A 25,937-nucleotide genomic window follows, 5' to 3' on the forward strand; every position below is an offset into this window, starting at 1 on the left:
CGGTGGTCGCGCGGGAACCGCGCGACCACCTCGGGCGCGAGGGCGAGGAGGTACGGTGCGGCGTCCGCGATCACGTCCAGCGGCACGCTCTCCGCTCCCAGCCCGGCGAACCCCAGCAGGTAGCCCAGATTGCGCAGCCCGTCGAGCTGCACCTTGATCATCGGGCGGTCGGCCTGCCCGAACGGGCCCGTCAGCAGCAGGATGGCCTCGCGCGGATGCCTGGCCGACCTCCTGAGCGCCTCGTGCAGCGGCGCCAGCGCGCCGGCGCCGGACAGCACCACGTGGACGGGCAGGTCCAGCACCATCGGCAGCGGCGCCGCGCGGAGGTAGCCGGAGGAGTCCACGATGGCGGGGCGGGCGATGACGGCTCCCGTGTCGAGATCCACTACGGGACCGGTGAGGGACACGTTGCGATGATGGGGGCGTTCCGGCCTCGGTAGAAGGCCTGCGAAACGAAGTTCACCGACATTTCCCGCCCAATTTTCCACTCCGCAGGTGGGGAATGCGGGCAGCCGCCTGGTCGCAGTCGAGGACCACGCGGGCGGGGTGCGCGGGCGCGGCCGTTACCGGTGCGGCGTCGCCGTGTCCGGACTCGCTGGTGGAGGTTCCGCACGGGAGCGGCCGTGCGCGGGTTCACGGGCGGTGGCCGGCCTGCGGGTCGGGCCCGGCCTGGTCCGCCGGGAAGAGGATCACGCTCAGCAGGTGGGGGCTGCGGCCCGGCGCGGGTCTGTTGCGCGACCTGGACACGACCACGTCGCGCAGCACCTCGACCATCTCGGCGAGTTCCTCGGGGCTGAGCCAGACGGTGCCCTGCCGGTAGCCGACGGAGTCGGCGGTGGGGTCGGCTCCGTCCCGGTCGAGGTAGGCGTTGAACTCCGCGTGCAGGGCGGCCATGGCCGCGGCGAACCCGCTGCGGTGGTCGTCCAGGGACATCGACGCGGCCGCGTCGGCGTCGATCATCGTCCGCTCGCGGCGTAGCCGGTAGTGGCGTTCGACGGCGCCGTGGACGCGCTGTTCGTCGGCGACCTCGAGCACTCCCGCCTCGGCCAGCAGGGCGACGTGCCGGTACACGGTGGTCTTGGGGACGTCGGGCAGGCCGGCGCACAGGTCGGACGTGGTGCGGGTGTGCCCGCCGGACATGGCGTGGACGATGCGCAGCCGGACCGGGTGCAGGAGCAGTTCGAGGGTGTCCATCCCCATACATTCCCATATCTGGTACCGTCCCCAAAATTGGGAAAGCAAACGGAGGTCTTGAGATGACCGGCAAAACTCCGACGGTCCGGCTGAGCGACGAGGCAGTGATGCCGCTGCGCACGCTCGATCCGACCGGGCCACTCGACGACCTCGCCTGGCTGGACCAGGCGATCGGCGACGCGCGAGTGGTGGCGATCGGTGAGAGCGCGCACTACAACCGCGAGTTCTTCCAACTCCGCCACCGTCTGCTGCGCTACCTGGTCGAGCGGCACGGGTTCAGCGCCTACGCGATGGAGACCGGCTTCGTCGAAGGGCGGCAGGTCGACAACTGGGTCCGAGGCGGCGAGGACGACCTCGGCCGGGTCATGGCGAACGGCATGACGTCGCTGATGGGGCTGTGGACGCAGATGGGCGCCCAGCTGGAGTGGATGCGGGAGCACAACCGCACCGCCGCGCACCCTGCCGGGTTCTACGGGATCGACCTGCCCGGCTCGATGGTGTCCCCGCTGCCCGGTCTGGACGCCGTGCTCGCCTACCTCGCCGAGGCCGATCCCGGCTTCCGGGTCGACCCGGGCATCCGGGAGACGGCCTCCGCCTTCGCGGCGCCGTCCGCGTTCTCCGCGCCCGCGGCCCTCGCCGCGTACGGGAACCTCGCACCCGAGGCCAAGGACGCGTTCACGGCGGGCCTCGCCGGTCTCACCGCGCGCCTGACGAGCCGGCGCCTGGACTACGTTCGGCGGACCACCGCAGAGGCCTACGAGCGCGCGCTCCGTTCGCTGCGCGTCACGGTCACCCTCGACGCCGTCGTCCGGGAGCTGGCCCGCGGCGACCACCCGGCGGCGATGGTCACCCGCGACGCCGAGATCGCGGACACCGTCGAGTGGATCCTGCGCAGGGAAGGCCGGATCGTCCTCGCCGCACACAACGGCCACATCCAACGCCGGCCCGTCACCCTCCCCGGCATGCCCGCGATGACCTCGATGGGCATGCACCTCGCCGACCGGCTGGGCGGCGACTATCTCGTCATCGGCACGACCTCGGGGACCGGTCAAATCCTCAACACAGGGGCCGGCTTCTACACCGGCGAACTCTTCACGGCCATGGAGGAGCCCGAGCCCGGCAGCCTCGAGGCGCTCATGGCCGCGAGCCACGACGGACCCTTCGCGACCGACCTGCGGCGGCTGTCGCCGGCCGACGCCACGACCGTCCGGGCCGCCTCCCGGCAGCGTGCCGGAGTCGGCGCCTACTACGCCGAGCAGAGCCCGCTCGACGCCTTCGACCTCGTCGTCCACCTCCCGTACGTCACGGCGGCTGATCCCGACCCCGCCGCCCTCGCGCACTCGCCCCACGACGTGCGGGAGCCGTTCTCGCAGTGGCAGCCGACGTGATGCCGGTGCGCTCGACCGGGCCGGATCGGGGGTGGGTTAGCCTTCCCGCATGAGTGGGCGACCCGCCAAAGGGGGCGGGCGGTGGGTGTCGGTGGTGCCCGAGAGGGTCCATCCGTGGATCGACGGTTTCGCCGGGCGGCACGGCCCGTTCGAGGCGTCCGGTGACTCCCGCGTCGTGCGGCTGGTGGCCGCCGACGGGGCGGTGGCGGAGCTGCACGTGCCGTTTCCGCCGATGAAGCCCGGACCGCCGCACGTCACCCGGCTCGTCGCGCACGCCGCCGCCGAACGGCGCGTGGGAGTCGTCCTGGTGCGGCTCGGCGGGTACGCGGCCGGGGTGTTCGAGGGGGACGGGCTGGTGGCGTCCAAGGTCGGGTCCCGGCTGGTGCAGGGGCGGACGGCGGCGGGCGGCTGGTCCCAGCAGCGTTTCGCCAGGCGCAGGCAGAACCAGGCGGGCCAGGCGTTCGAGGCGGCGGCGGAGACTGCGCTGCGCGTGCTGTCGCCGCACCTCGCCGACCCGGACGCCGGCCTGGACGCCGTCGTGTTCGGCGGCGACCGCAGGGCGGTGGACGCGCTGCGCGCCGACCACCGGATGGCGCCGCTGCTGGCCCTGGAGGCGGAGCCGTTCCTGGTCGTGCCGGACCCGAAGCTGGCGGTCCTGAAGGAGGCGCCGAAGCAGTTCCGGGCGGTCCGGATCCGGGTGGTGGATCCGCCCTCCTCGACGAGCTGAGCTGTGTCAGGCCGGCGCCTCGGTGGCGTGCGCCGGCTCATCCGCCTGGAGTTCGAGAGCCACCGCCTGGACACCTCTTCAGGCATGTCGCGAGCTCGCGACCGGTGTCCAACAGCACCTACCGTTATGACATGCGTCTGACTGCCTTCACCGACATCTCGCTGCGTATCGTGATGCGGCTGGCCGTGGCGCATCGGGACGAGCTTCTGACCACCCGCGTGGTGGCCGACATGGTGGCGGTGCCGTACTCCCATGCCGCCAAGGCGGTGGCGCGCCTGAGCGAACTGGGCCTGGTGGAGGCCAGGCGCGGCCGAGGCGGCGGCCTCCAGCTCACCGAACGAGGCCGTGCAGCGTCCGTCGGTGAGGTCGTCCGCAGCCTGGAGGTCGCCGGGGACGTGGTCGGCTGTGAGGACGATCCGCCCTGCCCGTTGCGCGCGGCCTGCCGTCTGCGGGCGGCCCTCCGCCAGGCGCAGGAGGCCTTCTACGCATCGCTCGACACCGTGACGATCGCCTCGCTGGTGGCCTCGCCGACCGGACCGGCACTGCTGTCCCTGCCCTCCCCCGAGTAGCCCCCCGGCAGAGGGGCCTCAGGTGCGGCTCTTAATATGTATTTGAGATTCCAATTTCTTTTGGGGCCGACTCTGCGCTGCCCTGCACCAGGAGGTTCACATGCTGTCCGTGGAAACCGCGGAGGTCATCCGCGCCACCCTCCCCGTCGTCGGAGAGTCGCTCGACACGATCACCGCGAGGTTCTACGAGACGATGTTCGCCGAGCGTCCCGAACTGCTCGATGGCCTGTTCAACCGGGGCAACCAGCGCAACGGCGAGCAGCGCCGGGCGCTGGCCGGCTCCATCGCCGCCTTCGCCGGCATGCTGCTCGAGCACCCCGACGAGCGCCCGGACGCCCTGCTTTCCCGGATCGCGCACAAGCACGCGGCAGTCGGCGTAACCGACGACCAGTACGTCATCGTCCACAAGTACCTCTTCGGCGCCATCGCCGAGGTGCTCGGTGCCGCCGTCACCCCCGAGGTCGCCGCCGCCTGGGACGAGGTCTACTGGCTGATGGCCGGCGCCCTGATCGCCATGGAGGCCCGTATCTACGCGGCGGCCGGCGCCCAGGACGGCCACCGCTGGCGGCAGTGGCAGGTCGTCGAGCGGCACGAGGAGACACCCGACGCCATGTCCCTAGTGCTCCGTCCGCTCGGTGACGAGCCCGTCCTGCCCGCTCGGCCCGGCCAGTACGTCAGCGTCCGAGTGCGGATGCCCGACGGAGTGCACCAGCTGCGCCAATACACCCTCTCCGGCTTCGGCGAGGACGGCATGCGCCGCATCACGGTCAAGCGGATCCGTGGCGGTGACACCCTCGAGGGCGAGGTGTCCACCTTGCTGCACGCCACCGTCAAGGAGGGCCACGAGCTCACCCTGTCGGCACCGTACGGCGACCTGACGCTCGACGACGGCGACGCCCCGCTCGTCCTCGTCTCCGCCGGCATCGGCTGCACCCCGATCACCGCGATGCTCCAGCACCTCGCCGGCAGCGGCGCCACCCGGCGGGTCCTGCTCCTGCACGCCGACCGGTCCGAGACCGGCCACCCGCTCCGGAGGGACATGGAGCGCCTCGCCGACACGCTGCCCGAGGCCGAGCGCATCTTCTGGTACGAGCAGGGCGACTGCGGCTACGCCCGTACCGGCCGGATGGACCTGACCGACGTCGAGCTCCCCGAGGGGGCCGTCGTCTACATGTGCGGGCCGCTGCCGTTCATGCGCGATCTCCGCGCCCAGCTCATCGGCGCGGGCGTCGCGCCCCGCGACATCCACTACGAGGTCTTCGGCCCCGACCTGTGGATCGCCGCGGCCTGACCCCCGAACGCCTTCCTCCAGCGACTAACAGCACGGCGCGCGGTCCGCTCTCCAGCTGTCGCGGCGCGAGCTCACGCATGTGCCAAGTACGACAAGGATCCCTGTACGGCGGTGAGGCGGCACGAACGGCTTGTCTGGGGCTGGGGCCGCGTACCGCCGGGGGAGTAGCCGGGCGCGGCGCTCCTGCGCCGACCGCGGTAGGAGATCACCGTACCCGCAGACGATGCCGCGGCGGCCGGTTCGCGGAAGGGTGAAGGCATGACGCACCCGTTCAGATTCGGCACCGTCGCAGGTCGCGCTCCCACCGCGGCGGCCTGGACCGGCCTGGCCCGCCGCGCGGAAGAGCTGGGCTACGCGACCCTGCTGGTCCCCGACACGCTCAACACCTTCTCCCCGTTCGCCGCCACGGCGGCCGCCGCCGCGGTGACGACGACCCTGCACGTCGGCACGTACGTGGCCAGTTCCCCCTACCGGACGCCCGCCATGGTGGCGTGGGAGGCGACGACGCTGCACGAACTCTCCGGCGGCCGGTTCGAGCTCGGGCTGGGCGCCGGCCGTCCGGGCGCGGAGCAGGAGACGGCCGCGCTCGGCAGCGAGTTCGGCACGCCCGCGCAGCGGATCGACCGCGTCGCGCAGACCGTCGACGCGGTCAAGGACATGCCCGTCCTCATCGCCGCCGCAGGCACCAGGCTGCTGCGGCTGGCCGCGAAGAGGGCCGACATCGTCGCGCTCGGCCTGCCCGCCACCGCGACCGAGGACGATCTCGCGGCCAAGCTGGACGAGCTCCACGAGCTGGCCGGCGACCGCTTCGACCAGCTGGAGATCAACACGAACCTGGCGGCCGTGGGCGACGAACTGCCTGCCTGGCTGTCCCGGCAGCTCGGCGCCGACCCGCGCGAGGTCGTGGCGAAGGGCGGCTACGGCATCCTCACCGGCACCGTCGAGGAGATGGCGAACACGCTGCGCGCCCGCAGGGACCGGCTCGGCATCTCCTACGTCTCGGTCAGCGCGCAGTTCATCGAGCAGTTCGCCCCGGTCGTGGAGCTCCTCGCCGGTACCTGACAGGTATGGCCGGGGCGAAGGCTCCATGACCGCAAAGGCGACCTACGACACCCCCGCAGCCGCACCTAGGGGTGGAAGGCGGCGGCGTGGTCGGCGAGGAAGGTGGCGAGGGTGCGCGGTGGACGGCCGGTGACGTCCTCGACCGTCGAGGTGAGGCTCGACCAGCGCGCGTCCCCCATCTCCGCCATGAGGGTGGCGAACTCGAGGGCGGTGGGCCCGGGGAAGCCCCTGCGTTCCGCGTGGGCCGCCATCTCGGGGATCGGCAGGTCGACGTACGAGACCTCCCGGCCGAGGGCCGCGGTGATGGCGGCGGCGATCTCGGCGTGCGTCGTGGACTCGGGGCCGGTGAGCACGTAGGTCGCGTCCGCGCCGACCGGACGTGTCAGGAGGGCCGCGGCGACGTCCGCGATGTCCCTGGTGTCGATGTAGTTCACCCTGGCGGAGCCGTACGCGCCGTAGAAGCGGCCCTCGCGTACGTCGGCGAGCAGGTTCTGCATGAATCCGGTCGGCTCCAGGATCGACCAGGGCAGGCCGGAGCGCCGGAGGTGGGCGTCGATCTCGCCGTGGAGGCCGCCGCCGAGCGGCGCGCCCGGCCGGGCGTCGCGCACCGAGACCGACACCACCTGCGCCACCCCCGCCTCCCGCGCCAGGTCGATGACGGCCTGCTGGGCGGCGACGACCCCGGGCCAGAGGGAGCTGTTGAGGAACAGCCGGTCGCCGGCCGACAGCACCTTCCCGATCGTCTCCGGCTGGTCGAAGTCTCCCAGGACGTACTCGCAGCCGAGGTCCACGGGGCGGCGCACCACGGCCACGACCTCCTCGCCGCGCAGCGTGTCGATGAGCGCCCTGCCGATCGAGCCGGTGGCGCCGGTTACCACGATCATCATGTCTCCTAAGCGGAAGCTCGGATTCCGGTTGGCTGGACGGTACACTAACCGGAATCTGTTCGTCCACTTTGGAGTCGTACGTGCGCGCGGATGCCAGGCGGAATCTGGACAAGATCGTCGAAGCGGCTGCCGCCGTCATGGCCGAGCGCGGCGTCGGAGTGCCCATGGAGGCGATCGCCCGCCGCGCGGGCGTCGGCGTCGGCACCCTCTACCGCCGCTTCCCCGACCGCAACGCGCTGATCGCGGCCATCGGCGAGCACTACGTCCACTCCCTGGCCGAGGCGCTGCGTGAGGCCGCGGAGAACGCGCCCGACGCCTGGAGCGGGCTGCGCGGCTTCGTCCTGTGGGCCGTGAACCCTGGCAGGGCCGCGCTCGCCACCGCGCTCGCCGAGCTGCCCGACGAGACGTTCCTGGACATGGCCGAGTTCGCCGTCACGCGCAGGCGCTGGCTGGAAGGGCTCGACGAGCTGGTGCGCAGGGCCCAGGCCGAAGGCGGGATGCGCGCCGACGTCGACACCGAGGACGTGGTGTCGCTGATGAACCTCTTCGTCTGTCATCCCGCGGATCTGCCCGCGCACGTGGCCGCCCAGCCGGTGCGCTTCCTGCACCTGATGCTCGACGGCATGCAGGCGAGCGCCGCCACCCGGCTGCCCGGTGACCCGGCAGAGGACGCCCCTCGCGTTTGAGTCGATTCAAAAGTCGTACTGCCCGAGGGCTGACCTGAGGTGGGGCTCCCGCCTGGGGCCATACACTGATCTGTATGCACACTCCCGATTGACCGGCGCAAGCACGCCCCAACCCTCGTTTCCTAGCCCGGGAGTGTTCGTCCAATCATGATCATCGCCAGTGACATCGAGCTGCGCGCGGGCGCGCGGCTGCTCATCGAGAAGTCGTCCTTCAGGGTCAACCCGGGCGACAAGATCGGTCTCGTCGGCCGCAACGGCGCGGGGAAGACCACGCTGACCAAGGTGCTGGCGGGCGAGGGCCTGCCCGCCGCGGGCACCGTCACCACCTCGGGCAACGTCGGCTACCTGCCGCAGGACCCGCGCACCGGCGACCTGCAGGTGCTGGCCCGCGACCGCATCCTGTCGGCCAGGGGCCTGGATGAGGTGCTGCGCAAGCTGCGCGAGGCCGAACTCGGCATGTCGTCCGCCGACGAGCGCACCCGGGAGAAGGCGGTCAGGCAGTACGGTCGCCTGGAAGACCAGATGCACGTCCTCGGCGGCTACGCGGCCGAATCCGAGGCCGCGTCGATCTCCTCCAGCCTCGGCCTGCCCGACCGGGTGCTCGGCCAGCCGCTGGAAACGCTTTCCGGCGGGCAGCGCAGGCGCGTCGAATTGGCGCGCATTCTTTTCAGCGGTGCGGAAACTCTCCTACTTGACGAGCCGACAAACCACCTAGATGCGGACTCAATCGGGTGGCTTCGTGATTTTTTGCGATCGCATCAGGGCGGCTTGGTGATCATCAGTCACGATGTCGGTCTTCTTGAAGCCACGGTCAACAAGGTCCTGCACCTCGACGCCAACCGCAGCGTGATCGATCACTACAACGTCGGCTGGAAGGCCTACCTCGCCCAGCGCGAGACCGACGAGAAGCGCAGGAAGCGCGAGCGCGCCAACGCCGAGAAGCAGGCGGGCGCGCTGCTGGCCCAGGCCGACAAGATGCGCGCCAAGGCCACCAAGGCCAAGGCCGCCCAGGACATGATGCGCCGCGCCAACCGCCTGCTCGCCGGAACCGAGGAGGAGCGCCAGAGCGACAAGGTCGCCAAGCTGCGCTTCCCCGAGCCGCAGCCGTGCGGCCGCACCCCGCTGACGGCCGAAGACCTGTCCAAGTCATACGGGTCGCTGGAGGTGTTCACGGACGTCAGCGTGGCCATCGACCGAGGTCACCGGGTTGTCATCCTAGGGCTCAACGGCGCCGGCAAGACCACGCTGCTGCGACTGCTCGGCGGGATCGAGACGCCCGACACCGGCATGATCAAGCCCGGTCACGGCCTGAAGATCGGCTACTACGCCCAGGAGCACGAGACCCTCGACAGCGGCCGCACCCTCCTGGAGAACATGCAGTCGGCGGGCGGCACGTTCACCGACACCGAGTTGCGCAAGGTGCTCGGCTCGTTCCTGTTCACCGGCGACGACGTCGACAAGCCCGCCGGAGTCCTGTCGGGTGGCGAGAAGACCCGGCTCGCGCTCGCCATGCTGGTGCTGTCAAGCGCCAACGTCCTGCTGCTCGACGAGCCCACGAACAACCTCGACCCGGTCAGTCGCGAGCAGGTCCTCGGCGCTCTGAGGTCCTATTCAGGAGCAATCGTCCTGGTTACGCATGACGAGGGTGCCGTTGACGCCCTTTCACCGGATAGGGTGATCTTGCTGCCAGACGGAACTGAAGACGCTTGGAGCGATGAATTTTCCGATCTGGTGGCACTTGCCTGATCTTAATTTGAGTGGGTACGGATCTTTTCCCGTGGAGTAGGTAGCCGATCCCGCTGAAATGACTGATCATGGCGGAGTAACGCTGCGGAAGTCCGGCACTACAGGAGGTACTCGTGGCCGAGACATTGAAGAAGGGCACCCGGGTCACCGGGGCCGACCGGGAGAAGCTGGCCGGTGATCTCAAGAAGCGCTATGCCGCGGGCGAGAGCATCCGCGCCCTGGCGGCTTCGACCGGTCGGTCCTACGGGTTCATCCACCGCATCCTGAGCGAGTCCGGTGTGACTCTGCGCGGGCGCGGGGGGGCTACCCGAGGCAAGTCCAAGCGCTGACGGCCGCCTCGGAACGTGCGACCGCAGCCGCTCGTCCCAGTCAGCCACCGTCGCGCCCGAGCCGGCCAGAATCATATTCTGTAGGCTCGGGCACGACGGGCAGCTACAAGGGAGTGAGCGATGGCGGGAGCGGCGGCGCCACAACAGCGCGGGGGGAACGCGGAGGACGTCTCAGCCGAAGCACTGGCAGAGATCGGCCTGCGCTACGAGGTGGACGGTGAGATCGCGACGATCACGCTGAACCGGCCGGACAAGCGAAACGCCCAGACGTTCGCCACCTGGTCGGCACTGGCCGACATCGGCGGCAACCTGCCGGAGCAGGTACGTGTCGTCGTCGTGAAAGGTGAGGGACCGTCCTTCTCGGCAGGGATCGACCTGCGGATGTTCACACCAGAAGGAGTGCCCGGGCAGGGCTCGTTCAGCTCGGCCGCCGCACTCGACGGCCCGGCCTTCGAGGAGCGGCTACGACAGGCCCAGCAAGGGTTTCTGTGGTTGCGTCGACCGGAGATCGTCTCCATCGCGGCCGTACAGGGGCACGCGATCGGCGCAGGATTCCAGCTCGCACTGGCCTGCGACCTGAGAATCATCACGAATGACGTCAAGTTCTGTATGAAAGAGCCGGCCCTGGGGCTGGTGCCCGACCTGACGGGAACCAAGCCGCTGGTCGAGCTGGTCGGACTGGCCAAGGCGATCGACATCTGCCTGACAGCCCGTACCGTGGAGGCCGACGAGGCCATGCGCATCGGCCTCGCCGAGAAAATGGTCGCCAAGAGCGACCTGGCGAAAGCCGTGCAAGACAAGATCGCGGAGTTGCTGTCGACCAACAGGGACGCGGCGGCGGCTACCAAGCGACTGCTCCAGGGCGCGAGGGGGCGCACCCTGGAGGAGCAGAGTGCGGCAGAAGGAGCGGAACAGGCCAAGCGGCTCAGGGCGCTATTCCGTTGAGAACGGTTTTACGCGCTGAGCTGACGGGGAGCTGACGGGGAATCGTCCGGCGGCCTCGCGACGCTCATACCGGGGGAGGACCCCGAATGGCGATGATGGGAGGGGGCTTCGGCCCCCACGTGTGGACGTCGTTGCGGCGCGACGGCTCGGTGACCAAACAGCGGCTGGCACCCGGCACGGTCAGGCGCATCGCGCGTTACGCCAGGCCGTACACCAGGCAGATCACGGCGTTCCTGCTGCTCGTGGTGGCGGGCGCGGTCATCGTGATCGCCAATCCGCTGCTGATGAAGGCGATCATCGACGACGGCATCCTGCCCCGCCGCGCCGGCGTCGTGGTCGGGCTGGCGCTGGCGATCGGCGCGCTCGCGCTGCTCGACGCCGGGCTCACGCTGATGCAGCGGTGGTTCTCCGCGCGCATCGGCGAGGGGCTGATCTACGACCTGCGCACCGAGGTGTTCGACCACGTCCAGCGCATGCCGGTCGCCTTCTTCATGCGGGCGCAGACCGGCGCGCTGGTCAGCAGGCTCAACAGCGACGTGATCGGCGCGCAGCGGGCGCTGACCAGCACGCTGTCGTCGGTGGTGGCGAACGTGGTCAGCCTGGTGCTGGTGCTGGGCGCGATGCTCGCGCTGTCGTGGCAGGTGACACTGGTCGCGCTGGTGCTGTTGCCGATCTTCATCGTCCCGGCCAAGTGGGTGGGTCGGCGGATGTCGGCGCTCACCCGCGAGCAGATGCAGCTCGACGCCGAGATGAGCTCGGTCACCACCGAGCGGTTCAACGTGGCGGGCGCGATGGTCGCCAAGCTGTACGGCAGGCCGGAGGACGACGCCGAGGTGTTCGGCAGGCGCGCCGCCAGGGTGCGCGACGTGGGCGTCACGGTCGGCATGTACGGCACGGTGTTCAGGGTGGCGCTCGGGCTGGTCGCGGCGCTGGCCACCGCCCTGGTGTACGGCATCGGCGGTGTGCTGGCCGTGGGCGGCGTTTTCGAGCTGGGCACGCTGGTGGCGCTGGCCGCGCTGCTGATGCGGCTGTACGGCCCGCTCACGTCCCTGTCGAACGTGCACGTGGACGTGATGACCGCGCTGGTCAGCTTCGACCGCGTCTTCGAGATCCTCGACCTGCGGCCGATGGTGTCGGAGCGGCCGGACGCCGAGCCGGTCCCCGACGGGCCGGTGACGATCGAGTTCGACGACGTCCGCTTCCGCTATCCGGCGGCCGAGGAGGTGTCGCTGGCCTCGCTGGAGTCGGTGGCCAGGCAGGACACCGGCCCCTCGCACCCGGTGCTCAAGGGCGTCTCGTTCACCGCCAAGCCCGGCCAGCTCATCGCGCTGGTCGGCCACTCGGGCGCGGGCAAGACCACGATCACCTCGCTGGTCTCGCGGCTCTACGACGTCAACGAGGGCGCGGTGCGGATCAACGGGCTCGACGTGCGCGAGGCCACCCTCGCCTCGCTCCGCGACACCGTGGGCGTGGTCATGCAGGACGCTCATCTCTTCCATGACACGATCGGGGCGAACCTCCGCTACGCAAGGCCGGGGGCCACCGACGATGAGGTCTGGGAGGCTCTCAGGGCCGCGCAGATCGGCGAGCTCGTCGAGGCGCTGCCCGAAGGGCTCGACACCGTGGTCGGCGACCGCGGCTACCGGCTGTCAGGCGGTGAGAAGCAGCGTCTCGCCCTGGCCAGGCTGCTGCTGAAGGCGCCGCGCGTGGTCGTCCTGGACGAGGCCACCGCGCACCTCGACTCGGAGTCGGAGGCGGCGGTGCAGCAGGCGCTGAAGACGGCGCTGCAGGGGCGTACCTCGCTGGTCATCGCGCACCGGCTGTCGACGATCAGGGAGGCCGACGAGATCCTCGTCGTGCAGGACGGCCGCATCGCCGAGCGCGGCGGCCACGACGAGCTGCTGGCGCGCAGCGGCCTGTACGCCGAGCTGTACCGCACCCAGTTCAGCTCTTCAGGTAGCCCAGCCGGTTGAGCTCCTCCCTGGCGACCTTCTCCACGAGCTGGAGGTCGCCGGGGCGCAACCGGGTGCGCCAGGAGCCGACCTCGGCGGCGCTCCTGCCGTACAGGGCGACCTTGGAGACGCGGGTCTCCAGGAACTCCGTCAGCGTCGCCACCGACTGGGCGGGCCGCAGCACCAGGTCCTCGTAGCGCAGGGTGAGGAGCTGGTCGTCCGGCAGGTCCTTGCGCAGGGTGGCGCTGAGGCGCACGGCGCTGCGCCAGCGCAGGGCGCACTTGCCCGCGACCGGCATGCCCTTCCACCTGTCGCGGTGCTCGTCGCGGTTGACGCCCAGGAACGCGTTGGGGAGCTCGGTCTGCTCGGCCAGCATCCCCGGCTTGAACCAGGCCAGGCACGCCGGGTCGGCGAGCATGTCCGCGGTCACGTCGCGGCCGTCGCGGATGAGCTGCACGAACCGGGCGTCGGGGAAGGCCTGCAGCAGCACCTGGGCGCTGTAGAGCAGGTCGGGGCTGGCGTCGCCGAACCGGGTCACCTCGCCGGTGGCCACGCAGGGGCCGGCGGCGGTGACGCCGCCCGCCTCCCTGCACGACTCGGCGCACTGCCCGCACGAGCCGGGCAGCACCTGCCACGACTCCGACAGCGCGTCGCGCAGCACCCGGGTCGCCCCGGTGGTGCGGCCGATCGACGGCTTGCGGGCGAAGGCGTACACCACGTGCGCCACGCACGCGCGGCCCATCGTCACGTGGAAGCCGGGGGACCGTTTCAGGGCGCGGCCGAGCAGGTCCGCGCCTGAATGCGGTGCTCCGAGCAGGAAGACCGGCCGGCGGACCTTGATGCCGTTGACCACGAGGATGTGGGGCGGAAGTCGCATACCGCATGCAAGTGTGACACCGTTTGCCAGGTGAACGAGCCATCCGTGGTGACGGTGCTCACAGGCGCGGGCATCTCCACTGACTCCGGGATTCCCGACTTCCGCGGGCCGCAGGGCGTGTGGACCAGGAACCCCGCCGCCCAGGCCCTCGTCACGCTGGAGAGCTACCTGGCCGACCCGGACGTCAGGCGCAGGTCGTGGCTGGCCAGGCGCGACCACCCGGCCTGGAACGCCGAGCCCAACGCCGGGCACCGCGCCCTGGTCGAGCTGGAGCGCGCCGGGCTGCTGGGGGCCCTCGTCACGCAGAACGTCGACGGGCTGCACCAGCGCGCCGGCTCGGCTCCGGAGAAGGTCATCGAGATCCACGGCACGCTCTTCCGTGTCGAGTGCGTCTCCTGCGACCTGATCACGCCGATGCGAGAGGTGCTCGACCGGGTGGCCGCCGGCGAGGACGACCCGCCCTGCCCGCGCTGCGGCGGCGTCCAGAAGGCCAACACGATCTCCTTCGGCCAGTCGCTCAGGCCGGACGTCCTGGAGGCCGCGCTCGACGCGGCCCGCTCCTGCGCGCTGTTCCTGGCCGTCGGCACCTCGCTGACCGTCCATCCCGCCGCGAGCCTGTGCGGCGAGGCGCTCGACACCGGAGCCCGGCTGGTGATAATCAACGCCCAGCCAACGCCCTACGACCCCTTCGCCGACCAGGTGATCAACGAGCCGATCGGCGAGGCTCTTCCCACGCTCGTCAAGGAGTTGATCGATGCAGCCAGGTGACACCGTCGCGATCGTCTCGCCGTCAGGCACGCCCGACCCCGACCGGCTCAGGCGCGGAGCCGAGCGCCTGGAGGGGCTCGGGCTGAAGGTGGTGCTCGGCCCGCACGCGCTCGACCGGCAGGAGCTCGACTACCTGGCGGGCTCCGACGCCGCCCGCGCCGCAGACCTGCAGGCCGCCTGGTGCGATCCGGACGTCTCCGCGGTGTTCTGCTCCAGGGGCGGGTACGGCGCGGCCAGGCTGCTCGACCTGCTCGACTGGGACGCCATGCGCGCGGCGGGGCCGAAGGTGCTGCTGGGCTCCAGCGACATCACGGCGCTGCACCACACGTTCGGGATCGAGCTTGGCGTGCCGACCCTGCACGGGCCGATGCCCGCCTGCGACGAGATGGCCGGCGGGCAGGGGCCCGAGCCGCGCGGCTGGGAGCACTTCCAGGCGGCCCTGTTCGGCACGCCGCAGCCGGTCCCCGGAGAGCGCGTGCTGTCACCGGGCACGGCCGAGGGGGTGCTGACCGGCGGTAACCTGTCGTTGCTCGCCTCGATGTGCGGCACCCGCCACCACCCGTCGTTCGACGGGAAGATCGTCCTGCTCGAGGACATCGGCGAGGAGCCGTACCGGATCGACCGCATGCTCACCCAGCTGCTGCAGGCGGGCGCCTTCACCGGGGTGCGCGGCATCGCGCTCGGCTCGTGGGTCGACTGCGGCGACCCCTACCCGGTGCTGCGCGACCGGCTGCTGCCGCTCGGCGTGCCGATCCTGGCGGGCCTGCCGGTCGGTCACGGCACCCCGCAGCTGAGCGTGTGGCTTGGGGCTCTTGGGGTTATCGATACCGAATCGTGCTCGCTGTCTGGTCAGTTCCGCGACGAGCAGCAGGCAAGGTAGAGACAGACGGACAGGGACGAATCGGACAAAACTGGCAGAAGGGACGCGGCGCGTGAACTTGTTCAAGCGTGACCGGGAACCCTCACGCAGGCCGATCGAGGACGTCGACCTCGACTCGCTTCTCGCGCTCGTCGCCGAGTCCCTCGGGCACAGCTGCTCCTTCGCCCCCGACGGCGCCTCCCTGACGCTCGGCGGCGGCCGGCAGATCCGCGTCATGCTCACCGGGCTGCGCCGCGAGGCCGGGCGCAGGGCCAGGGAGGACTGGCCGATGCTGGTCTCCGAGCACCTCGCGCACGCCGTGGCCACCGCCGACGAGCAGTTCGACGTCTGCGACCTGGCCCAGGCCGGGCCGCTGCTGCGCACCCGGATCGAAGCGGTCGACGAGGTGCCCGACCTGACCAGGGTCGTGGGGCGTCACCTCAACGCCGACCTGGTGGAGCTGCTGACGTCCGGCTCCCGGCTGGTGCGTCCGGAGGAGGCCGGGTGCTGGCCGGTGCCGTCGGCGGAGGCGCTGGAGCAGGCCGTCGCCAACGTCCGGAGCGACGAGCCGCTGTCGGTCGAGACGATCGAGCTGTCGGGCACCCCCGTCACCCGCCTGACCGGTCACACCCCGTCGGCCGCCACGCACCTGCGCTGGCTCGGGGAGTACCTGACGGTGCCGGCCGACGGCGTCCTCGTGGTGCTGCCCGACCCCTACACGCTGATCGTGCACCCGGTCGACGGCATCGGCGTGGTCAGGGCGCTCGAACGGCTGCGCGTGCACGCCGCCCGCACCGACGGGCTCAGCCCCCAGGTGTACTGGTGGCACCAGGGCCGCCTGACCCTCATCAGGGCCGACATCGTGCTGAAGGCGGGCCAGACCCGGCTCGTCGTGGCGCCGCCGCCCGAGTTCGCCAGAGTCCTGGCCCGCCTGGCCGTCTAGGACAGAGCCCGGGCCGCGAGGATGAGCGGCACGTGCGAGAACGCCTGCGGGAAGTTGCCGACCTGCCTGCCGTAGCGCGGGTCGAACTCCTCGGCCAGCAGCCCCACGTCGTTGCGCAGCGCGAGCAGCCGCTCGAACAGCTGCGTGGCCTCCTCCTTGCGGCCCTGCTTGGCCAGCACCTCGACCAGCCAGAAGCTGCACGCCAGGAACGCGCCCTCGCCGCCCGGCAGCCCGTCGACGTCGTTGTCGGCGGCCACCGGGTAGCGCAGCACGAAGCCGTCGGACATCAGCTCCTTCTCGATCGCCGCCACCGTCCCCCTCACCCGGGGGTCGTCAGGGGGCAGGAAGCCCACGCTCGGCATCATCAGCAGCGACGCGTCCAGCTCGGCGGACCCGTAGGACTGGGTGAAGGTGTTGCGGCGGGGGTCGTAGCCCTTGTCGCAGATCTCGGCGTGAATGGTGTCGCGCAGCGCCAGCCACCGGTCGACCGGGCCGGTGCGGCCGAACTCCTGCACGTACCTCACGGCGCGGTCCAGGGCCACCCAGCACATCATCTTGGAGTGGGTGAAGTGCCTGCGCGGGCCGCGCACCTCCCACAGGCCCTCGTCGGGCTCGTGCCAGTGGTCCTCCACGTAGTCGAGCAGCTCGCGCTGGATCGACCAGGCCCGGTCGTCGGGCGGCAGCCCCATCGCCCTGGACGCGTAGAGGCAGTTCATCACCTCGCCGTAGACGTCGAGCTGGAGCTGGTTGACCGCCTGGTTGCCGATCCTGACGGGGCGCGAGTCCTCGTAGCCGTCGAGCCAGCCGAGCTGGAGCTCGGTCAGCCGCCGCTCGCCCGCGACGCCGTACATGATCTGCAGGTCCTGGGGCCTGCCCGCGATCGCGCGCAGCAGCCAGGCGCGCCAGGCCGCCGCCTCGTCGAGGTAGCCGGAGCCGATCAGCGCGTCGAGGGTCATCGTCGCGTCACGCAGCCAGCAGTAGCGGTAATCCCAGTTGCGCACGCCTCCCAGGTCCTCGGGCAGGGAGGTCGTGGGAGCCGCCACGATGCCGCCGGTGGGGGCGTAGGTGAGCGCCTTGAGCGTGATCAGGGAGCGGACCACGGCCTCGCGGTACGGCCCCTCGTAGGTGCACCGGGCGACCCAGTCGGCCCACATCGCCTCGGTCTCCTCGAGCTGGTTCTCGCAGTGGATCTGCGCCGGCATCGGCTCGTGGGACGGGTGCCAGGTGAACACGAACGACAGCCGCTCGCCCTCCTTGACGTGGAAGGTCGCGCGGTGGGCGTAGTCGCCTCCCTTGAGCGGGACGGGGGAGTGCATCCAGGCCGAGTCGGGCCCTCCGATGGCCTGCAGGTGCCCGTCGGTGCGCCGCACCCAGGGGACGATGCGGCCGTAGTCGAAGCGGACCCTCAGGGTGGTGGAGACCTCGACCGTGCCGGAGACGCCCTCCACGATGCGCACCACGTCGGGGTTGACGTCGCGTGGCGGCATGAAGTCGATCACGCGCAGGGTGCCGGTGGGGGTGTCCCACTCGCTCTCCAGGATGAGCGTGTCGGGCCGGTAGCGGCGGCGGGTGGCGGGCTGCCTGCCGGTGGGGCCGAGCCACCAGTGGCCGTTTCGCTCGCTGCCGAGCAGCGCGGCGAAGCAGGCGGGCGAGTCGAACCTGGGCAGGCAGAGCCAGTCGATGGAGCCGTCTCTGGCGACCAGGGCGGCAGACTGCATGTCCCCGATGAGCGCATAGTCCTCGATCCGCATGCCCTCGACGGTACCGCGACAGGGCGATCACGCGGCCAGGTCCGATCACGTCGCGTCATGTCGGATCCGGCCGCGTGATCACGTCAGGGGGAACCAGCGGGTGAACAGCTGGGTCAGCGGGCCGATGGCCAGCGCGAACACCAGGGTGCCGACGCCGACGGTGCCGCCGAGCAGCCAGCCGACCGCCAGCACGCCGATCTCGATGAGGAAGCGGGCCAGCCGCACCGACAGCCCCATCCGCATCAGCCCGGTCATGATCCCGTCGCGCGGCCCCGTGCCCATGCGCGCGCTGATGTACAGGACCGTGGCCAGCGCGATCGACAGCACGCCGAGCGCCAGGTAGAGCCAGCCCAGCGTCCAGTGCCCGGGGGTAGGCAGCAGGTAGAGGGCGGCGTCGGTGAACAGCCCGACGAAGATCACGTTGCTGATCGTGCCGAATCCCGGCCGCTGCCGCAGCGGGATCCACAGCAGCATGACCAGCGCGCCGACCACGATGATGACGGCGCCGATCGACAGGCCCGTCTTGAGGGCCACGCCCTGGTGGAAGGCGTCCCAGGGGGAGTTGCCCAGCCCCGACTCGATCTGGAGGGCGATGCCCGTGCCGTAGAGCGCCAGGCCGCCGTAGAGGCGGGCGAGGCGGGCGGGCAGGGGGCCGAGGGCAGGGACGGTCGCTTCGCTCATAGTGGTCACAGAATGGCAGGCCAACTGTTTGCCAAAACAGGGCCAATCGTGAAAAGTGGCCTCATGCGGTATCTGTCGGCGTCCCAGGTGGCGCGGCTGGTCGACGTCGACCCGGGCACGCGACCGTACTACCGGGCGCTGGCGGCCTCGGTGCGCGCGCTCGTCCTGGACGGTCAGCTGCCCGTCCGGGTGCGGATGCCCGCCGAGCGGCACCTGGCGGCCGCGCTGAACGTCAGCCGCACCACCGTCACCTCCGCCTACGACCTGCTGCGCGAGGAGGGCTACCTGGAGAGCAGGCAGGGCTCGGGAAGCTGGACGACGCTGCCCGACCCGGCCTTCGCCGCCGAGAACCCGTGGCTGTCCACCGACGGCGACGGGATGATCCAGCTGCACTGCGCGGCCCCCGCCGCCCCCGCCGCGCTGCGCGAGGCGATGGCCGAGGCGGTCGAGGACCTGCCGAGGTACGGCATGGGCAACGGCTACGACCCGATGGGCCTGCCGCAGCTCAGAGAGCGCATCGCCGCCCGCTACACCGCCCGCGGCCTGGCCACCAGGCCGGAGCAGATCCTCGTCACCACCGGCTCCCAGCACGCCATCCAGCTCGTCGGCGGCCTGCTCGTCGGCCCCGGCGACCCGGTGGTGATCGAGTCGCCCACCTACCCGCACGCCATCGACGTGGCCCGCAACCGGGGCGCCAGGCTGGTGCCCGTCGGCATCTCGCACGAGGGCTGGCAGGTGGACCTGGTCACCTGCGCCCTGCGCCAGTCGGCCGCCCGCGTCGCCTACCTGATGCCCGACTTCCACAACCCGACGGGCGCGCTCATGGACGACGCCACCAGGGCCGCCCTGGTCGGCGCCGCGAGGCGGTTCGACACCACCCTCGTCATCGACGAGACCTGGTCGGAACTGGCCCTGGACGACGTGCCGAGGACGGCGCCGATGGCCGCGTTCGACACCGACAGCCGGGTGATCACCATCGGCTCGGCCTCGAAGCTCTGGTGGGGCGGCCTGCGCATCGGCTGGATCCGCGCCACGGCCGCGCTCGCCCGTCGCCTGGCCGTGCACCGCGCGACCGTGGACATCGCCAGCCCGGTGCTGGAGCAGCTCGTGGTGGCCCGGCTGTTCGACCGCCTGGAGGAGACCAGGGCCGAGCGCCGCCGCACGCTGAGCGCCTCCCGCGACGCGCTGGTCACGGGGCTGCGCGAACGGCTGCCCGAGTGGAGCTTCACCGTCCCGCGCGGCGGCGGCACGCTGTGGGTGCGCCTCGACAGGGGCTGCGCCACCACGCTCGCCGAGGCCGCGGCCTGCCACGGGGTACGGCTCGCGCCCGGCCCCTGGTTCGGGCTCGAAGGCACCCTGGACGGCTACGTGCGGCTGCCGTACACGCTGCCGCCCCAGACGCTCACCGAGGCCGCCGGCAGGCTCGCCGTCGCCCACGAGCGCGGGCCCGTCGGCGCCAGGCGCGTTCCCGACACGCTCATTCCCATGGTGTGACGCCCCTGGCCAGCGGGGCCCGCCAGCCGAAGCGCATCGCCGCGGCCCGCAACCCGAAGGCCAGCACCGCCGAGGCCAGGGTGGCCGGCCAGCCGTGCAGGTCGGCCAGGTAGAGCCCGGCCATCACCAGCGAGCCGAGCATCGCGGGCACCGCGTACAACTGCCGGTCGTACAGCAGCGCCGGGATCTCGCCGGCCAGCACGTCCCGCAGCATGCCGCCCCCGACGGCCGTGGTGACGCCCAGCAGGGCGGCGTGCAGCGGGCTCAGGCCGTAGTCGAGCGCCTTCTCGGTGCCGACCGCGCAGAACAGGCCGAGGCCCGCGGCGTCCAGCACCAGGATGACGGGCATCCCCTTGGCCACGTGCGGGTGCCAGAAGAACACGATGATCGTGGCCACCAGCGGCACCAGCACGTAGCCCAGGCTCTGGAAGGCAGCCGGGCGGACGTTCAGGATCAGGTCGCGGACCACGCCGCCGCCCAGCGCGGTGAACTCGGCGAGCACCCCCATCCCGACCACGTCGAGTCGCTTGCGCACGCCCATCAGCGCGCCGGACAGAGCGAAGACGAAGATTCCGACAAGGTCGAGAAGTTCTGACACGTTCGCCATTTTTACCGGATGGCTCTTTGCCGGATGGCGTTCACGGCACGGGCGGCACGGAATCGGGTGGCACGGAATCGGGATGGTGCTCGGCCATCAGGCGCCGCAGCCTGCGGGTGAACAGGAACAGGACCAACCCGGCGACGATCGCGACCAGGGCCAGGACCAGGTAGTACGCGGGTTCGGAGACGACGGCGCTGAGCCGCCCGGTCTGGCCGCCGACCGCGTCGCCCACCGAGATCGAGATGAACCAGATGCCCAGCATCTGCCCCTTGAACGCCCGCGGCCCGAGTTTCGAGGTGACCGAGAGCCCGACCGGGCTGAGCGACAGCTCGCCGAAGACCTGGATGAGGTAGACCAGCACCAGCCACCACACCGACACCTTGCCGCTCTCGGCCAGTCTCGCCGCCACCGCCATCACCACGAAGCTCAACCCCACCGTGACCAGCGCGAACGCGAACTTCTGCGGGGTGCTCACGCGCGTGCCCAGCTTCGTCCAGAGCGCGGCGAACACCGGCACGAAGATCATGATGAACAGCGGGTTGAACGCCTGCGTGGTCGCCGCCTGGATGTGCACGCCGAACAGCATCAGGTCGGTGTTCTTCTGGGCGAAGAACAGCAGCTTGCTGGGCGCCAGGTCGTAGACCGTCCAGAAGATCGCGGCGGCCACGAACAGCCAGATGTAGGCCTTCATCCGCGACCGCTCGTCCTCCGACAGGTCGTGGCTGCCGAACAGGATGTAGCTGAAGTAGACCACCGGCACCGCCAGGATGAGGGCGGTCACCGCCAGCGCGAACCTGTCGAGTGTGAGCGTCCCCGACGCCGCCCAGGCGGCCATCGCCAGCACGGCCGCGAGCACCGCCAGCGGGATGATCCGTACGGCGTGACGGCGTTCGGAGGGGGTCAGCGGCAGGCCGGGCTGGTCGCCGACGCCCCTGAGCGAGCCCCGGCCCAGGACGTACGCGAGCAGGCCCAGCGCCATGCCCACCGCGGCGGCGCCGAAGGCCAGGTGCCAGCGGTTGCCCGTGGCCAGCCAGCCGACCACGATCGGGGCGAAGAACGCGCCAAGGTTGATCGCGAGGTAGAACACCGAGAAGCCGGCGTCCCTGCGGCCGTCCTCCTCTTCGCTGTAGAGCTTGCCGACCATGACCCCGATGTTCGGCTTGAGCAGCCCGGTGCCGGAGATGATGAGCAGCAGGCCCAGCCAGATCAGGAACGATCCGGTGACGGGGATGGCCATGCTGATGTGGCCGCACATGATGACGGACCCGCCCAGCAGCACCGACCTGCGCGGGCCGAGGAAGCGGTCCGCGATCCAGCCGCCCGGCAGCGCCGCCAGGTAGATCAGCGCGCCGTAGAGGCCGACCACGGCCGTCGCGGTCTGCTCGCTCAGGCCCAGGCCGTGGTTGGCGGGGGAGGCCGCCATGAACGTGGCGAGGATGGCGCGCAGGCCGTACCAGCTGAAGCGCTCCCACATCTCGGTGCCGAACAGTGTCGCCAGGCCCCACGGATGCCCGAAGAACGTCCTTTCGCCGTTGCTCATCCGCGCCCCCCGACACGCTTCGCGGGTGGTCGACCACTCTAGGTGACGGCATCCGCGCTTTCCCGGTTGGGCCTTGTCGCTACCCCGGTCGTGTGGTGCGATGCGTGCCACACGTGAATGCCGACTGGAGGCGGGTGCCGTGGCCGATGTCCTCGAAGTCCGTGCCGAGATCTCCGGCCTGATCTCCGGCCGTACCGTGTGCGAGCAGCTCAGGTGGCTCGCCGAAGAGCACCCGGGGTCTCCGGCCTACTCCGATCCCGCGCCCGGCGGCTGGACCACGCTGACCTACGGCGAGGCGCGGCAGCGGGTGCTGGAGATCGCGGCCGGATTCGCCGCTCTCGGGCTGGGCCCCGGCGAGCCGGTGGCCCTGATGATGGTCAACAGGAGCGAGCATGTGCTGGCCGACCTCGGGGCCGTGCACGCGGGCGGCGTCGGCTGCACCGTGTACTCCACGTTCGCGCCCGACCAGATCGCCTTCGTCGCCGCCGACGTCGGCGCCAGGTTCGCCGTCCTGGGCGGGCCCGCGGACCTGGCCCGCTGGCAGCCCGTCCTCGACCAGCTGCCCGGCCTGCGGAAGATCATCATGCTCGACGGCGCCCCCGACGGCGAGCCGTTCATGACCTGGCAGGACTTCCTGGTCCTCGGACGCGCCTCGCTGAGCGCCGACGCCGCCGCGGTCGAGGCCCGATGGCGCGCCGTCACCCCCGACGACGTCGTCACCGTGCTGTACACCTCGGGCACCACCGGCATGCCCAAGGGCGTCCCGCTCACCCACCGCAACGTCTTTTACGAGGTCGAGTCGACCGACCGGATGACCTCCCTGCCCATGGAGGGCACCCAGATCTCCTACCTGACCTACGCGCACATCGCCGAGCGGGTGCTCAGCCTCTACCTGCCGCTGGTGAAGGTCTCACACGTGTACTTCTGCACCGACCTGGCCGACCTGGGCGCCACGCTCGGGCAGGTCAGGCCGATGCTGTTCTTCGGCGTGCCGCGCGTGTGGGAGAAGATGGCGGCCCGCCTGCAGGCCGTCCTGGCCGCCCAGCCGCAGGAGCGCCAGGACGCCGTCCGCCAGGCCATGGCGGCCGGCGCCGCCTACGTCGAGGCCGGCCAGTACGGCCGGACCGTCACCCCCGAGCTCGCCGCCGCCTACGAGCGGGCCGACGCCGCGGTGCTGTCGGCGATCCGCGGGCTGATCGGCTTCGACCGCGCCGAATGGACCGCCACCGGCGCCGCCCCACTGAGCGACGAGGTGCGGCACTTCTACGCCGGGCTCGGGCTGAAGGTCATCGACGTGTACGGCATGACCGAGACGACCGGCGCGTTCACCGGTAACAGCCCGTCCTGCTACCGGCTGGGCAGCGTCGGCAGGGCCGAGCCCGGCGTCGAGGTCCGGCTCGCCGACGACGGCGAGATCCTCACCCGCAGCCCGCTCAACACCACCGGCTACCTGAACAAGCCCGAGGCCACCGCCGAGCTGATCGACGCCGACGGCTGGCTGCACACCGGCGACATCGGCTCCGTCGACGCCGACGGCTTCTACCGGGTCGTCGACCGCAAGAAGGAGCTGATCATCACCGCGGGCGGGGAGAACATCTCGCCCGCCGAGATCGAGAACCACCTCAAGGAGCACGTCCTCATCGGGCAGGCGCTCGCCTACGGCGACAACCGGCCCTACCCCGTCGCGGTCCTCACGCTCGACGAGGAGGCCGCGCCGGGCTGGGCGCGGGCGCGCGGCATCGCGTTCACCTCGCCGGCGGACCTGGCCGCGCATCCGGACGTGCTCAAGGAGGTTCAGGCGGCGGTCGAGGCGGCCAACGCCAAGCTCGCCCGGGTGCAGCAGGTGAAGCGGTGGGCGCTGCTCGGCACCGAGTGGACGGCCGAGACGTCCGAGCTGACGCCCAGCCTGAAGCTGAAGCGGCGGGTCATCCACGCCAGGTACGCCGGCCTTATAGCCGGTCTGTACGCGGACTGACCCAAGGTTTTGCCGTTCGGGGCGTGTGTCGTGACCCTGGTCATTGCCGCGTGCTTCCTAGCGTCGCGACCATGACCCGAAGTCTTCTTCTCCTCTCGCTCGCGACGGGGGCGCTCATGGTGCCCGTGCCGGCGTCCTCCGCCGCGACCGAGCTGTCCATCCGAGAGATCAACGTGCGGCCCGCCGAACCGGTGGTCACCCCCGACAACTCGATCCGCCTGCTGGTGGACGTGGTGGCCAGGGGAGCGCGGGGCAAGAACGGCGTCACCATCAGCGTGGAGCCGGGCACGCCGCCGGGGCCGGTGATCGGGTCCGAGTGGCAGGATCCGGGGCCGGGCGCCGCGGCCGACATGATCGGCCCTCCCGCGCCCCAGGCCCCGAGGCCGCAGCCGAGGGTGCCGGAGATGACGTCCTGGCCGGACGGGCGTCGCGAGGCCCGCGGCGAAGGCTGGGAGACCTGGCGTTTCCTGCCCGACAAGGCCCTGACCCGCTACTACCCGGCCGGAACCTGGACGGTCACGGCGACGGCCAGGGGAGCCGACGGTGAGACGCTGACCCGCTACGCGTCCTTCCAGCTCAGGCGGGAGACGAAACTGTCGGCCGTGCAGGCGGACAAGGCCTCGGGCTCCCGCGCGGTCCGCCTGACGGGCTCGCTGAACAGGGTGAACCCGCGCGGGTACACCGACTACTCGCCGTTCGCCGAGCAGCAGGTCGAGATCCAGTGGCGTAAGGACGAGGCGTCCGCCTGGGAGCGGGCGGGGGCGGCGACCACCACCTCGGAAGGCACGTTCACCAAGACGATCGCGAACAGGACCGGCGGCTCCTGGCGCGTCCAATACCCCGGAACCAGTCATTACGCCCCAGACTTCTCGAAAACCCTACAAATAGCCTCATAATTCAATAAGTCGCCCATCGGTGTCTTTAATGGACTTCCGCATAGTCTGTGTTGCGATATTGTGATCAGCTAAGTGGCAACTTTTCCTCACCCATACGCGTCATTGGCGTTGACGTGCTCCGTCTTGGAGCGCGTCTCACACGGGGAAGGAAAAAGATCCATGATGAGACGTCTCGCCGCCGGGCTGGCGGCGGCTGCCCTGGGCGCGACGGTGGTGGCGACGGCCGCCCTGCCGGCGACGGCGGCCACGAGGGCGGCCACGACGGTGACGGCCGATCCGGACTTCGACGGCGGCCACACCCGCCTGCAGTTCGAGGCCGACCCCAACCCCGTCTGGCGCGGCAGGCCGCTCACCCTCGAGGGCAAGCTGTCGGTGGAGTGCGAAGAGGACTACATCAACGGCTTCGTCTCCGTCCTCCACGCGGACCACTGCAAGAAGCAGGAGGCCTGGCACCGCCTGGGCTGGAAGCGGGTCGTCATCCTCTTCCAGGCGGACGGCAGCGGCAAGTGGGACTACGTGGAAACGGTCAGGACCGGCCGTGACGGCTACTTCCGCACCAAGGTCCCGGCCTACACCTCGGGCACCTGGAAGGCCGTCTTCGAAGGCGCCAGGTACCTCGACGGCGCCGAGGCCACGGACTGGGTCAAGGTGGTCGGCCGTCGCTGACCGGCACAACCCCGGACGCCCGGCTCCCGCACGGGGGCCGGGCGTCCCGCGCGGGGGCGGCCCAGGAGATGTCGGCCGGGGCGGCCCCCCCCCCCCCCCCGCCCCGCGAG

Annotated in this window: 24 protein-coding genes and 1 pseudogene; 17 read left to right on the plus strand and 8 right to left on the minus strand. The window is 71.0% G+C overall.

Translation table 11 applies throughout. The annotated features are described in order from the left end of the window. Window positions 1-407: pseudogene (locus ABZ297_RS35980) on the minus strand (diguanylate phosphodiesterase); the annotation flags it as partial. A gap of 226 nt (window positions 408-633) precedes the next feature. Beyond that, window positions 634-1,194: a helix-turn-helix domain-containing protein gene (locus ABZ297_RS35985; protein ID WP_355355887.1), complete on the minus strand. Its 561-nt coding sequence runs from the start codon at window positions 1,192-1,194 to the stop codon at window positions 634-636. A gap of 62 nt (window positions 1,195-1,256) precedes the next feature. On the opposite strand from ABZ297_RS35985, the gene ABZ297_RS35990 reads away from it, so the two are divergent. The 5 genes from ABZ297_RS35990 (at window position 1,257) to ABZ297_RS36010 (ending at window position 6,231) form a co-directional block, all read left to right on the plus strand. After that, window positions 1,257-2,582: an erythromycin esterase family protein gene (locus ABZ297_RS35990; RefSeq protein WP_355355889.1), complete on the plus strand. Its 1,326-nt coding sequence runs from the start codon at window positions 1,257-1,259 to the stop codon at window positions 2,580-2,582. A gap of 49 nt (window positions 2,583-2,631) precedes the next feature. Then, window positions 2,632-3,309 (plus strand): acVLRF1 family peptidyl-tRNA hydrolase, encoded by a 678-nt coding sequence (locus ABZ297_RS35995; RefSeq protein WP_355355891.1) that lies wholly within the window; start codon window positions 2,632-2,634, stop codon window positions 3,307-3,309. Between the two features lie 131 nt (window positions 3,310-3,440). Continuing rightward, window positions 3,441-3,878: an Rrf2 family transcriptional regulator gene (locus ABZ297_RS36000; protein WP_355355893.1), complete on the plus strand. Its 438-nt coding sequence runs from the start codon at window positions 3,441-3,443 to the stop codon at window positions 3,876-3,878. Window positions 3,879-3,978: 100 nt separating this feature from the next. Then, the gene (locus ABZ297_RS36005; protein WP_355355895.1) at window positions 3,979-5,169 is read left to right on the plus strand and encodes a globin domain-containing protein; all 1,191 of its coding nucleotides are present in this window, start codon (window positions 3,979-3,981) and stop codon (window positions 5,167-5,169) included. A 258-nt stretch (window positions 5,170-5,427) separates the two neighbouring features. Beyond that, window positions 5,428-6,231: an LLM class flavin-dependent oxidoreductase gene (locus tag ABZ297_RS36010; RefSeq protein WP_355355897.1), complete on the plus strand. Its 804-nt coding sequence runs from the start codon at window positions 5,428-5,430 to the stop codon at window positions 6,229-6,231. 65 nt (window positions 6,232-6,296) lie between these two features. On the opposite strand, the gene ABZ297_RS36015 is transcribed toward ABZ297_RS36010, so the two are convergent. Then, window positions 6,297-7,118 (minus strand): NmrA family NAD(P)-binding protein, encoded by an 822-nt coding sequence (locus ABZ297_RS36015; protein ID WP_355355899.1) that lies wholly within the window; start codon window positions 7,116-7,118, stop codon window positions 6,297-6,299. Between the two features lie 80 nt (window positions 7,119-7,198). Here ABZ297_RS36015 and ABZ297_RS36020 point away from each other — a divergent pair, with 80 nt between their 5' ends. The 5 genes from ABZ297_RS36020 (at window position 7,199) to ABZ297_RS36040 (ending at window position 12,797) form a co-directional block, all read left to right on the plus strand. Then, window positions 7,199-7,804: a TetR/AcrR family transcriptional regulator gene (locus ABZ297_RS36020; RefSeq protein ID WP_355355901.1), complete on the plus strand. Its 606-nt coding sequence runs from the start codon at window positions 7,199-7,201 to the stop codon at window positions 7,802-7,804. 147 nt (window positions 7,805-7,951) lie between these two features. After that, entirely contained in the window at window positions 7,952-9,550 is a 1,599-nt protein-coding gene (locus ABZ297_RS36025; RefSeq protein ID WP_355355903.1) for an ABC-F family ATP-binding cassette domain-containing protein, read from the plus strand. 113 nt (window positions 9,551-9,663) lie between these two features. Continuing rightward, complete coding sequence (locus ABZ297_RS36030) at window positions 9,664-9,879, plus strand: helix-turn-helix domain-containing protein (RefSeq protein ID WP_020547488.1); 216 nt, start codon at window positions 9,664-9,666, stop codon at window positions 9,877-9,879. A gap of 120 nt (window positions 9,880-9,999) precedes the next feature. Continuing rightward, window positions 10,000-10,824 (plus strand): enoyl-CoA hydratase/isomerase family protein, encoded by an 825-nt coding sequence (locus tag ABZ297_RS36035; RefSeq protein ID WP_355355905.1) that lies wholly within the window; start codon window positions 10,000-10,002, stop codon window positions 10,822-10,824. Between the two features lie 86 nt (window positions 10,825-10,910). After that, window positions 10,911-12,797, plus strand: a complete 1,887-nt coding sequence (locus tag ABZ297_RS36040) for an ABC transporter ATP-binding protein (protein WP_355355907.1) — start codon at window positions 10,911-10,913, stop codon at window positions 12,795-12,797. Here the strand turns inward: ABZ297_RS36040 and ABZ297_RS36045 are convergent. Continuing rightward, window positions 12,769-13,653 carry a sulfotransferase gene (locus tag ABZ297_RS36045; protein ID WP_355355909.1) on the minus strand — a complete coding sequence of 295 codons (885 nt, stop codon included), beginning with the start codon at window positions 13,651-13,653 and terminating at the stop codon, window positions 12,769-12,771. The two genes, ABZ297_RS36040 and ABZ297_RS36045, sit on opposite strands and share 29 nt — an antisense overlap. 30 nt (window positions 13,654-13,683) lie before the next feature. Between ABZ297_RS36045 and ABZ297_RS36050 the strand changes: the two genes are divergently transcribed. Genes ABZ297_RS36050 through ABZ297_RS36060 form a run of 3 tightly spaced genes read left to right on the plus strand, consistent with a single transcriptional unit; the run spans window position 13,684 to window position 16,223 of the window. Next, the gene (locus ABZ297_RS36050; protein WP_355355910.1) at window positions 13,684-14,421 is read left to right on the plus strand and encodes a Sir2 family NAD-dependent protein deacetylase; all 738 of its coding nucleotides are present in this window, start codon (window positions 13,684-13,686) and stop codon (window positions 14,419-14,421) included. Then, a complete protein-coding gene (locus ABZ297_RS36055) occupies window positions 14,408-15,301 on the plus strand; it encodes an LD-carboxypeptidase (RefSeq protein ID WP_355355912.1) in 894 nt (297 codons plus the stop codon). The genes ABZ297_RS36050 and ABZ297_RS36055 overlap by 14 nt, the downstream gene beginning before the upstream one ends. 52 nt (window positions 15,302-15,353) lie before the next feature. Continuing rightward, window positions 15,354-16,223 (plus strand): hypothetical protein, encoded by an 870-nt coding sequence (locus ABZ297_RS36060; RefSeq protein WP_355355914.1) that lies wholly within the window; start codon window positions 15,354-15,356, stop codon window positions 16,221-16,223. Here ABZ297_RS36060 and ABZ297_RS36065 read toward each other — a convergent pair. Together ABZ297_RS36065 and ABZ297_RS36070 are read right to left on the minus strand one after the other, a co-directional pair. Then, the gene (locus tag ABZ297_RS36065) at window positions 16,220-17,974 is read right to left on the minus strand and encodes a glycoside hydrolase family 15 protein (RefSeq protein WP_355355916.1); all 1,755 of its coding nucleotides are present in this window, start codon (window positions 17,972-17,974) and stop codon (window positions 16,220-16,222) included. The genes ABZ297_RS36060 and ABZ297_RS36065 overlap by 4 nt on opposite strands. A 78-nt stretch (window positions 17,975-18,052) precedes the next feature. Next, window positions 18,053-18,655, minus strand: a complete 603-nt coding sequence (locus ABZ297_RS36070) for a hypothetical protein (RefSeq protein ID WP_355355918.1) — start codon at window positions 18,653-18,655, stop codon at window positions 18,053-18,055. Window positions 18,656-18,718: 63 nt separating this feature from the next. Here ABZ297_RS36070 and ABZ297_RS36075 point away from each other — a divergent pair, with 63 nt between their 5' ends. Further along, a complete protein-coding gene (locus ABZ297_RS36075) occupies window positions 18,719-20,149 on the plus strand; it encodes a PLP-dependent aminotransferase family protein (protein WP_355355920.1) in 1,431 nt (476 codons plus the stop codon). Here ABZ297_RS36075 and ABZ297_RS36080 read toward each other — a convergent pair. Both ABZ297_RS36080 and ABZ297_RS36085 read right to left on the minus strand, forming a co-directional pair. Further along, entirely contained in the window at window positions 20,133-20,747 is a 615-nt protein-coding gene (locus ABZ297_RS36080) for a trimeric intracellular cation channel family protein (protein WP_355355922.1), read from the minus strand. The genes ABZ297_RS36075 and ABZ297_RS36080 overlap by 17 nt on opposite strands. Window positions 20,748-20,787: 40 nt before the next feature. After that, window positions 20,788-22,290, minus strand: a complete 1,503-nt coding sequence (locus ABZ297_RS36085; protein WP_355355924.1) for an oligopeptide:H+ symporter — start codon at window positions 22,288-22,290, stop codon at window positions 20,788-20,790. Between the two features lie 139 nt (window positions 22,291-22,429). Between ABZ297_RS36085 and ABZ297_RS36090 the strand changes: the two genes are divergently transcribed. From ABZ297_RS36090 to ABZ297_RS36100, 3 genes are all read left to right on the plus strand, one after another. Continuing rightward, window positions 22,430-24,265, plus strand: coding sequence for an AMP-dependent synthetase/ligase (locus tag ABZ297_RS36090; RefSeq protein WP_355355926.1), 1,836 nt, complete (start codon window positions 22,430-22,432; stop codon window positions 24,263-24,265). 71 nt (window positions 24,266-24,336) lie between these two features. Next, a complete protein-coding gene (locus ABZ297_RS36095; protein WP_355355928.1) occupies window positions 24,337-25,161 on the plus strand; it encodes a hypothetical protein in 825 nt (274 codons plus the stop codon). A 159-nt stretch (window positions 25,162-25,320) separates the two neighbouring features. Further along, the gene (locus ABZ297_RS36100; protein WP_355355930.1) at window positions 25,321-25,827 is read left to right on the plus strand and encodes a hypothetical protein; all 507 of its coding nucleotides are present in this window, start codon (window positions 25,321-25,323) and stop codon (window positions 25,825-25,827) included. The last annotated feature ends 110 nt before the right edge of the window (window positions 25,828-25,937 follow it).

Source organism: Nonomuraea sp. NPDC005983, from assembly GCF_040614375.1.
Classification (GTDB): Bacteria; Actinomycetota; Actinomycetes; order Streptosporangiales; family Streptosporangiaceae; genus Nonomuraea.